Consider the following 10,175-nt stretch of genomic DNA (forward strand, 5'->3'; position numbering starts at 1 on the left):
TAAATAGTTTCTTTAATTTCTTCAGCATACTTTAATCAATAATATTGCCAATAAAAAAATCGTGCCATCTTGACACGATTTTTTTATTTTTATTAGTTTATTTTTTATTAATCTTCTATTCTTTCAATTTTAGCACCGATTGATTTTAATCGGGCTTCGATATTTTCGTATCCTCTATCAATTTGTTCAATATTATTGATGATACTTGTTCCTTTGGCAGATAAGGCGGCAATTAATAAGGAAATTCCTGCACGAATATCTGGCGATGTCATTTTGGTTGCTTTTAAGGTTGATTGAAAATTATGTCCAATAACGGTTGCTCTGTGCGGATCGCATAAAATAACTTTTGCGCCCATATCGATTAATTTATCAACAAAAAACAAACGGCTTTCAAACATTTTTTGATGAATTAACACCGTTCCTTTTGCTTGGGTTGCTAGTACCAATACGATGCTTAATAAATCGGGTGTAAAACCTGGCCAAGGTGCATCGGCTACTGTTAAAATTGAACCATCAATATAATTTTGAATTTCGTAACTTTCTTGTGATGGTATAAAAATATCATCGCCTTTTTTCTCTAATTGAATTCCTAATTTACGAAATACGTTTGGAATTTGTCCTAGATTTTCCCAGCTAACATCTTTGATAGTTAATTCAGAACGTGTCATTGCGGCAACACCAATCCAGCTACCAATTTCAATCATATCTGGTAATACTCGATGTTTACATCCTGCTAAAGAAGATACACCTTCAATAGTTAATAAATTAGAGCCTACACCTGTTATTTTAGCACCCATGGAGTTCAACATTTTACATAATTGTTGAATATAAGGTTCACAAGCGGCGTTGTATATCGTAGTTTTTCCTTTTGCTAAAACGGCTGCCATTACAATGTTTGCCGTTCCTGTTACAGATGCTTCATCTAAAAGCATATCTGTACCGATTAAACCATTTTCGGCTTCGACTCCGTAAAAATATTCTTCTTTATTATAACGGAATTTTGCGCCTAAATTGATGAATCCTTCAAAATGTGTATCTAAGCGACGACGACCAATTTTATCACCTCCTGGGCGTGGAATATATCCTTTTCCAAAACGTGCTAATAGTGGTCCAACAATCATAATAGAACCTCTTAAAGAGCTTCCGTCTTTTTTAAATTTAGCAGATTCTAAATATTTTAAATTGATAGTATCTGCTTGAAAACTATATGAATTTGGACTTAATTTTTCAATTTTAACGCCTAATTCACCTAAAATAAAAATCAATTTATTAACATCAATAATATCAGGAATATTATTGATTATTACTTTTTCGGCAGTTAATAATACGGCACATATAATTTGTAATGCTTCGTTTTTTGCTCCTTGCGGGGTGATTACGCCATTAAGTTTGTAACCTCCTTCTATTTTAAATGATGCCATTTAGTTCTCTTTTTTTTATTCTTTTTTATTCTTTTTGGTTGCTGATAAGCTGTTTTCAAATTTAAACAGGTGCGTCTTATTTTTTTCTGTATTTATTTGTGGTGGTGTAATTTGATTTTGTTTTTGAAGCACTTTTATTTGTTGATTGTCCTTGACTGCTACGTTTTCTGAGTAAATTTTTACTTTCAGATAAAATTTCTTTCGATTCTCTTAAGTCTATTTTTTTATCAGATAAATCATATAAATGTTTAAAAATAACGGCATCATCGACCGTGTCTTTATTCCAATTTAGGTAACATTTTTTCATATGATTTGCAATTGCAAATATCAATGCATCTCTTTTTTCACCTTCTTCCCAAGTTAAGGCGATATTTATCATTGTCTGAATATTGTTACCGTAATAACGATATTTAGACGCTGATTTTGGATACGCCATTTTTTGTGGTTTCTCGGTTAATTCTTCTTTCGAAGGAATTTCATATGGAGATACTGCATCTAATTTAAAATCGGCAATAATATGTAATTGATCCCAAAGTTTATGTTTAAAATCTGGCACATCCCGCAAATGTGGTTGTAAATTCCCCATGACATCTACAATTGCTTTTGCCATTACATTTCGTTCTTCTTTAGTTTCTAAAGCGATACAATGGTTTACTAATTTTTGTATATGTCTTCCGTATTCTGGAATTATTAAGTGGTCTCTTTCTGAATTGTATTCTAAATCAAACGTCATTTCTCTCTGTGTTTACTCCTATTTTTACTCTAAAATATGTATGCAAAATAAGTAATTAATCTCAATTAATTGGCTACCCGATTACCTTAAGTTTTGCAAATTGTAATAATAATTTCTTTTGTCCTACGGTACCAAATTTAATTGTTGCTTTTCTGTTAGGTCCTTTTCCTTCTATTGCGATTACTTCTCCTGTTCCAAAACGGTTGTGTTCTACAAAATTACCAATATTTATTTCTCCATCAAATAGGTTAATTGTTGTGTTTGCTGTTGTTTTTACTACTGTTTTTTCTTTAAGTTTCTTTTTTGGAAGAATCAGGTTTGGTTTTTCTTTTTTAGATAAAAATTCTTTTCGTTGTTTTTGGATTGGTTTTTCGAATCTAATTTTTTTAGAATTTGAAAAATCATCAGAATTATAATCAATTTCATCATCAAATAAATCTGCATCTACAAATTTATTGATAAAACCTCTAGGTGCTTTTGGTGTTAAATATTCTACAAATTCTGGCGCTATTTCTTCTAAAAAACGACTAGGTTCACCATCGGTTAATTTTCCCCATCGATAGCGAGTTTGTGCATAGGTTAAGTAGGCTACTTTTTCGGCTCTTGTTAAAGCTACGTAAAACAAACGACGTTCTTCTTCTAGTTCGCTACGAGTATTCATGCTCATTCCCGAAGGAAATAAACCTTCCTCTAAACCGACAATATATACATACGGATATTCTAATCCTTTCGATAAATGAATGGTCATTAAAGAAACCATTGGCGTATCATCATTTTCACTATCAAAATCGGTAGCTAATGCGACATCTTCTAAAAATATTGGTAAGGAAGCGTCTTCTCCAGTTTCGATTTTATCGGTAATAAAATCTTTAATTCCGTTTAATAATTCTTGAATATTTTCAACTTTATTGATAGCTTCTTGTGTGCCATCTTTTTGTAGATCTTGAACTAATTCAATTCGTTTTACTACGATATCAGCAATTTCAAAAGCGTTCATTTTTTGCGCATCTATTTGCAAACGCTGAATCATTCTGGTAAAGTTGGCTAATTTATTCTTAGTTCCTGCATTTATTTTGAGATCGATGGTATTTATATTTACTAAAATATCAAAGATTGATTTATCATAATGATTAGCTGCAATAGCTAATTTATCCATGGTTGTCGCACCGATTCCTCTTGCGGGATAATTGATAATTCTTTTTAATGCTTCTTCATCATTCGGATTTATTAAAATTCGTAAATATGATAATAAATCTTTAATTTCTTTTCGTTGATAAAAAGAGATTCCGCCATAAATTTTATATTTGATATCTTTTTTACGCAACGCATCTTCCATGGCTCTTGATTGCGCATTAGTTCTGTATAAAATAGCAAACGAATCATTGGTTAATTGATGCTCTTTTTTGTTCTCTAAAATAGATTGCGCCACAAAACGCCCTTCTTCACCATCAGAAATAGTACGCATTATTTTGATACTTTCGCCTGGATCATTTGCTGTCCAAACTTCTTTATCGAGTTTTGTTTTATTTTTATCGATAACACTATTAGCAGCTTCTACGATATTACTTGTAGAGCGATAGTTTTGTTCTAGTTTAAAGGTTTTAACATCAGGATAATCTTTTTGAAAATTCAAGATATTATTAATATTTGCTCCACGGAAACTATAAATACTTTGTGAATCATCTCCAACGACGCAGATATTTTCAAAACGATCAGCTAACGCTTTTACAATTAAATACTGCGAATGATTCGTATCTTGATATTCATCAACCATTATATATTTAAAACGGCTTTGATATTTTGCTAAAACTTCAGGAAAACGACTTAATAATTCATTCGTTCTTAACAATAAATCATCAAAATCCATTGCTCCAGCTTTAAAGCATCTATCAACATAGGCTTTATAAATATCACCAACTCGAGGTCTTCGAGCTTCTAAATCTGCTTGTTGTAATTCTGGATTTAAAAAATAAGCACGAACTGTTATTAAGCTATTTTTAAAAGAAGAAATTCTACTTAAAATTTGCTTTGGTTTATATTGTTCTTTGTCGAGTTGCATTTCTTTGATAATCGTTGAGATCAAACGAACAGAATCTTGTGTATCATAAATCGTGAAGTTCGATGGATATCCTAAGCGGTCTGATTCCGAACGTAAAATTCTAGAAAAAACGGAATGAAAAGTTCCCATCCATAAATTTTTAGCTTCACTAACCCCAACAACACCAGCGATACGTTCTTTCATTTCTCGTGCTGCTTTATTGGTAAAAGTCAGTGATAAGATGTTAAAAGAATCGACACCTTCTTTCATTAAATGTGCAATTCGATAGGTTAAAACTCTCGTTTTACCAGATCCTGCTCCTGCAATAATTATCATTGGGCCATCTTTTTGTAAAACTGCGGCTCTTTGTGGTTCGTTAAGTTGCTGTAAATAAGTATTCAATAGAAAAAGTTTGTAAGAATTTTGAAATCGGAAATTTAACCATTCTTTTTTCTTTTATAAAGAATGTGTTCCTTTTTTATTGTTAAAATATAAAATAGTAATTTAAAAATTATTTAATTTTGAATTGAGAGTTTTAATTATGACTTGTATATTCGCATTATGGAAGATAAAATTATTCAAGGATTAGCGTATGCATTGCCTGCCTTAGTTACAGGAGGCGTTGCTTATTTTATATTAGGTGCTTTTATGCAGCAAGATGAAAACAAGCAAAAGTTTGATGCTTTGGTTGATAAACGAAGAGAAAGTTTACCTATAAAGCTTCAATCTTACGAGCGTTTATTATTATTTTGCGAGCGTATAAATCCTTCAAAATTATTGATACGAGTAGCTCCTATTGGCGAGAATACAAATAGTTATTTACAGTTATTGATTGCGAATATTGAGCAAGAGTATGAACATAATATGGTACAACAACTATATGTTTCTGATGATAGTTGGAAGGCAATTTTAGCGGCAAAATTAGCAATAATTGCAAAACTTAGAAACTCTGTAGAATCTTCAGAAACTGCAAAAGATTTACGAGAAAGTATTTTGATTTATTATTCTCAACATGAAAACCCAACACAAACTTCTATTGCATATTTAAAACAAGAAGTAAAGAAATTAATATAATTACTATTTTACATTTTTAAGAGCTAGCTTGATTTATTAAAATTCAAGCTAGCTTCTTTTTTTTCAATTTTGGATTATTTTTTGTAGCTATTACCTGCTTTCCGCACTCGCTTTTTTTTGAAGAAAAATCAAAAAAAGAGCTCAAACAATTGCTTCAATCAGGGCTAAGTCTATTTATTTAGTTTCGGCAATTTTATAAATTAGTTTTTTATTTATGAAATCCAGTCACGGACCAAATAGTAGAAAACTAGGAAAGAAAGTATGGCATTATAATTTTAATAAGTTGTTTTTAAAAATTAAATAAATAAACTGTCAGTTCGAGTGATTTTTTTCCTTCAAAAAATTGTATCTAGAACTTTTTAGTCATTAAAATCACTAAAATTGATTGACAAGAATCATCAAATCAAAAAAAAGCTAGAAACTAAACTAAAACCCTTTTGCCGGATTCGATTTTTAATAAAACTTCACTGCAAAAAAACATGCCGAAGATTGGCTGTTGTTTGGTAAAAACATAGGTAAATATTTGAACTTAGACGAAACAAGCATATCGAATGGAGAATTTCATACAGCTTACGAATAAATCAGTAAAGGAAAAAAAAGGAAGCATCGTAGCGATTGTTAAAATGTTAAAGAAATATGGTCAAGGAACTTACAGTGGATATGGCTGGTGCAATGAATTTAATCGCCAAAAAATGTCTTCCTAAAACAGAAATAGTAAAAAATACTAATGGATAGATTTAACGTGTAAAAACTTGCTTCTGAAGTGGTATAGGAAATTCGAATTCGTTTGAGATAGGAAATTATCGATGTAGAAAATGAGGCAATTTCAAATTAAAAAATACAAGTACTATTTACAAGCCTGAAATTCTAAAAAATAGCGAAACTAACTCTCAGCTACTAGCCACCAGAAGCAGGTTTACACTTTTTAAATCACAATAAAAGTGGACGAAGAATCAAAAAGTAAGAGTTGTTATTTTATTTGAGTTATATCACGAGATTTATCATCGTAGGGTTTAAAATCTGTCTTTGAAACGAAAACAGGAAAAGATGTGGCTAGAACTAGAAAAAAATTAGCACTTTCTTTGGTACAATAAAATAAAGTTAAAAAAGAGAAGAGAATTTATTTAAAGTCATTTAATATTATCAAAAAATCAAAAAAATGATACAATATCAATCATCAATCACACAAACCTATTTTAAATTACTTTAACAACAGAAATACCAATACAAATACCTCTGTAGTCTACAGAAACATTTTAATGTTAGAGGTGTCTGTTACTTTTTTTCTAATATCGATTAACTAAATCATATAATAATTACCAATTTTATCGTCAAAAATAAAAAAAGTAAGGCACAAAAAAAACCTCAATCTATAAAGAATTGAGGTTTTATTAAAAGAAAGGCAACGACCTACTCTCCCACCATTGGCAGTACCATCGGCGCAAATGGGCTTAACTTCTCTGTTCGGGATGGAAAGAGGTGAGCCCCATTGCGATAATCACCTTAAAATGTTTCAGTATATTGCAACTGTATAAGTTAACATATTGGTAAAAATTATATCGTAAATAATCAAAAGAGTTGGTGCTTGCGCCCTTTCGAGCGCAAGACTTCTACATAAGCCTATGGGTTATTAGTAATACTCGGCTATGACATTACTGCCTTTACACCTGTATCCTATCAACGTGGTAATCTTCCACGACCCTTTAAAGAAATCTCATCTTGTGGTGGGTTTCGCGCTTATATGCTTTCAGCGCTTATCCCTTCCCAACGTAGCTACTCTGCAATGCTCCTGGCGGAACAACAGATACACCAGAGGTTAGTTCAACTCGGTCCTCTCGTACTAAAGTCAAATCCACTCAAATTTCTAACGCCCACAGCAGATAGAGACCGAACTGTCTCACGACGTTCTGAACCCAGCTCGCGTGCCACTTTAATGGGCGAACAGCCCAACCCTTGGGACCTTCTCCAGCCCCAGGATGTGACGAGCCGACATCGAGGTGCCAAACCCCCCCGTCGATGTGAGCTCTTGGGGGAGATCAGCCTGTTATCCCCGGAGTACCTTTTATCCTTTGAGCGATGGCCCTTCCATACGGAACCACCGGATCACTATGCTCTACTTTCGTACCTGATCGACATGTATGTCTCTCAGTCAAGCTCCCTTATGCCATTGCACTCTACGCACGGTTACCAAACGTGCTGAGGGAACCTTTAGAAGCCTCCGTTACTCTTTTGGAGGCGACCACCCCAGTCAAACTACCCACCACGCACTGTTCTCATTGCTGAGTTAGATTCTAGATAAGCAAAGGGTGGTATTTCAAGGGTAACTCCACAACGCCTAGCGACGCCGCTTCATAGTCTCCCACCTATCCTACACATTACTTATCCAAAACCAATACGAAGCTATAGTAAAGGTTCACGGGGTCTTTTCGTCCCGCTGCGGGTAATCGGCATCTTCACCGATACTACAATTTCACCGAGCTCATGGCTGAGACAGTGTCCAGATCGTTGCACCATTCGTGCAGGTCGGAACTTACCCGACAAGGAATTTCGCTACCTTAGGACCGTTATAGTTACGGCCGCCGTTTACTGGGGCTTCATTTCATTGCTTCGCCGAAGCTAACAACTCCACTTAACCTTCCAGCACCGGGCAGGTGTCAGGCCTTATACATCATCTTTCAATTTAGCAAAGCCCTGTGTTTTTGATAAACAGTCGCCTGGACCTTTTCACTGCGGCCCATCCGAAGATGGGCGACCCTTCTCCCGAAGTTACGGGTCTATTTTGCCTAGTTCCTTAGCCATGAATCACTCGAGCACCTTAGAATTCTCATCCCAACTACCTGTGTCGGTTTACGGTACGGGTTCTTATAATCTGAAGCTTAGAGGTTTTTCTTGGAAGCCTTTAGGCACACTATCAACGCATCCGAAGATTTGTTGTACTATCACATTTCACCTAGATCTGCGGATTTGCCTACAGTTCTAATAGCTACATGTTTCAACGAACTATTCCGTCAGTTCGCGGTGCTTTCATTACTCCGTCACCCCATCGCAATTATAAGAAGTACAGGAATATTAACCTGTTATCCATCGACTACTCCCTTCGGATTCGCCTTAGGACCCGACTAACCCTCAGCTGATTAGCATCGCTGAGGAAACCTTAGTCTTTCGGTGAGGGGGTTTCTCGCCCCCTTTATCGTTACTTATGCCTACATTTTCTTTTCTATCCGCTCCAGCATTCCTTACAGGACACCTTCGGCGCAAATAGAATGCTCCCCTACCACTTACGTGTCTTTCAACGTAAATCCATAGCTTCGGTAATATGTTTATGCCCGATTATTATCCATGCAAAACCGCTCGACTAGTGAGCTGTTACGCACTCTTTAAATGAATGGCTGCTTCCAAGCCAACATCCTAGCTGTCTAAGCAGTTTCACCTCGTTAGTTCAACTTAACATATATTTGGGGACCTTAGCTGATGGTCTGGGTTCTTTCCCTCTCGGACATGGACCTTAGCACCCATGCCCTCACTGCTGAGTAACATTTTATAGCATTCGGAGTTTGTCAGGAATTGGTAGGCGGTGAAGCCCCCGCATCCAATCAGTAGCTCTACCTCTATAAAACTTATCCTCAACGCTGCACCTAAATGCATTTCGGGGAGTACGAGCTATTTCCGAGTTTGATTGGCCTTTCACCCCTACCCACAGGTCATCCAAAGACTTTTCAACGTCAACTGGTTCGGTCCTCCACTGTATGTTACTACAGCTTCAACCTGCCCATGGGTAGATCACTCGGTTTCGCGTCTACTACTACTAACTATGGTCGCCCTATTCAGACTCGCTTTCGCTACGGCTCCGGACCTTAAATCCTTAACCTTGCTAGTAACAGTAACTCGTAGGCTCATTATGCAAAAGGCACGCCGTCACACAGTAAATGTGCTCCGACCGCTTGTAGGCGTACGGTTTCAGGTTCTATTTCACTCCCTTACTTAGGGTTCTTTTCACCTTTCCCTCACGGTACTAGTTCACTATCGGTCTTTCAGGAGTATTTAGCCTTACCGGATGGTCCCGGTGGATTCATACAGGATTACTCGTGTCCCGCACTACTCAGGGTACTGCTATATTATCTTCGATTACCTATACTAGACTATCACTATCTTTGGTTCGATTTTCCAATCGATTCTAGTTCTCTTAGATGCTAATCTCGCAGCCCTACAACCCCAATACTGCCGTAACAGTATTGGTTTGGGCTAATCCGCGTTCGCTCGCCACTACTAACGGAATCACTATTGTTTTCTCTTCCTCCGGTTACTTAGATGTTTCAGTTCACCGGGTTTGCCCCCTTGCGGGTGATATGTCTTCAACATACCGGGTTGCCCCATTCGGAAATTAACGGATCATAAAATATGTGCTTCTCCCCGTTACTTATCGCAGCTTATCGCGTCCTTCATCGCCTCTGAAAGCCTAGGCATCCGCCATACGCCCTTATTTAGCTTATTGTACTTTTTGCTCTAAATATTACTATTTAGAACGAGCTCTTTATAATTATTTATTTTTATAAAAATATTGTTGTTAATCCGAAGATTAACTTCTCTATCTTGATTTCTTTACGATATCATTTTACCAATATGTCAATGAACGTTGCGAATCGCAACCGATAAGTATTTATCAGCTTGATTCACATAACAATCTGAAACAATTTAAAATTGCTTCCAGATGCTATCTGGTGGAGAATATCAGAGTCGAACTGATGACCTCTTGCGTGCAAGGCAAGCGCTCTAGCCAACTGAGCTANGGGGGGGGGGGGGGGGGGGGGGGGGGGGGGGGGGGGGGGGGGGGGGGGGGGGGGGGGGGGGGGGGGGGGGGGGGGGGGGGGGGGGGGGGGGGGGGGGGGGGGGGGGGGGGGGGGGGGGGGGG

The 10,175-nt window shown here is 36.5% G+C and carries 5 protein-coding genes and 2 rRNA genes; 2 read left to right on the forward strand and 5 right to left on the reverse strand.

Annotated features, from left to right (window positions below; all coding sequences use genetic code 11):
• Positions 1-107: 107 nt before the first annotated feature.
• The 3 genes from murA to L0U77_RS09050 all read right to left on the reverse strand — a co-directional run bounded on the left by murA (position 108) and on the right by L0U77_RS09050 (position 4,594).
• Positions 108-1,421, reverse strand: coding sequence for a UDP-N-acetylglucosamine 1-carboxyvinyltransferase (gene murA / locus L0U77_RS09040; protein ID WP_233901053.1), 1,314 nt, complete (start codon positions 1,419-1,421; stop codon positions 108-110).
• 76 nt (positions 1,422-1,497) lie between these two features.
• Complete coding sequence (locus tag L0U77_RS09045) at positions 1,498-2,154, reverse strand: DUF4290 domain-containing protein (RefSeq protein WP_233885800.1); 657 nt, start codon at positions 2,152-2,154, stop codon at positions 1,498-1,500.
• 73 nt (positions 2,155-2,227) lie between these two features.
• Positions 2,228-4,594: an ATP-dependent helicase gene (locus tag L0U77_RS09050; RefSeq protein WP_233901054.1), complete on the reverse strand. Its 2,367-nt coding sequence runs from the start codon at positions 4,592-4,594 to the stop codon at positions 2,228-2,230.
• Between the two features lie 159 nt (positions 4,595-4,753).
• On the opposite strand from L0U77_RS09050, the gene L0U77_RS09055 reads away from it, so the two are divergent.
• Together L0U77_RS09055 and L0U77_RS09060 are read left to right on the forward strand one after the other, a co-directional pair.
• A complete protein-coding gene (locus L0U77_RS09055) occupies positions 4,754-5,266 on the forward strand; it encodes a DUF7935 family protein (protein ID WP_101918318.1) in 513 nt (170 codons plus the stop codon).
• A gap of 551 nt (positions 5,267-5,817) precedes the next feature.
• Positions 5,818-5,970 carry a hypothetical protein gene (locus tag L0U77_RS09060; RefSeq protein ID WP_233900389.1) on the forward strand — a complete coding sequence of 51 codons (153 nt, stop codon included), beginning with the start codon at positions 5,818-5,820 and terminating at the stop codon, positions 5,968-5,970.
• Between the two features lie 693 nt (positions 5,971-6,663).
• Here L0U77_RS09060 and rrf read toward each other — a convergent pair.
• A 5S ribosomal RNA gene (gene rrf / locus L0U77_RS09065) occupies positions 6,664-6,772 on the reverse strand.
• Positions 6,773-6,877: 105 nt separating this feature from the next.
• A 23S ribosomal RNA gene (locus L0U77_RS09070) occupies positions 6,878-9,758 on the reverse strand.
• Positions 9,759-10,175: the final 417 nt, after the last annotated feature.

It is taken from the genome of Tenacibaculum piscium (assembly GCF_021390715.1).
GTDB lineage: Bacteria > Bacteroidota > Bacteroidia > Flavobacteriales > Flavobacteriaceae > Polaribacter > Polaribacter piscius.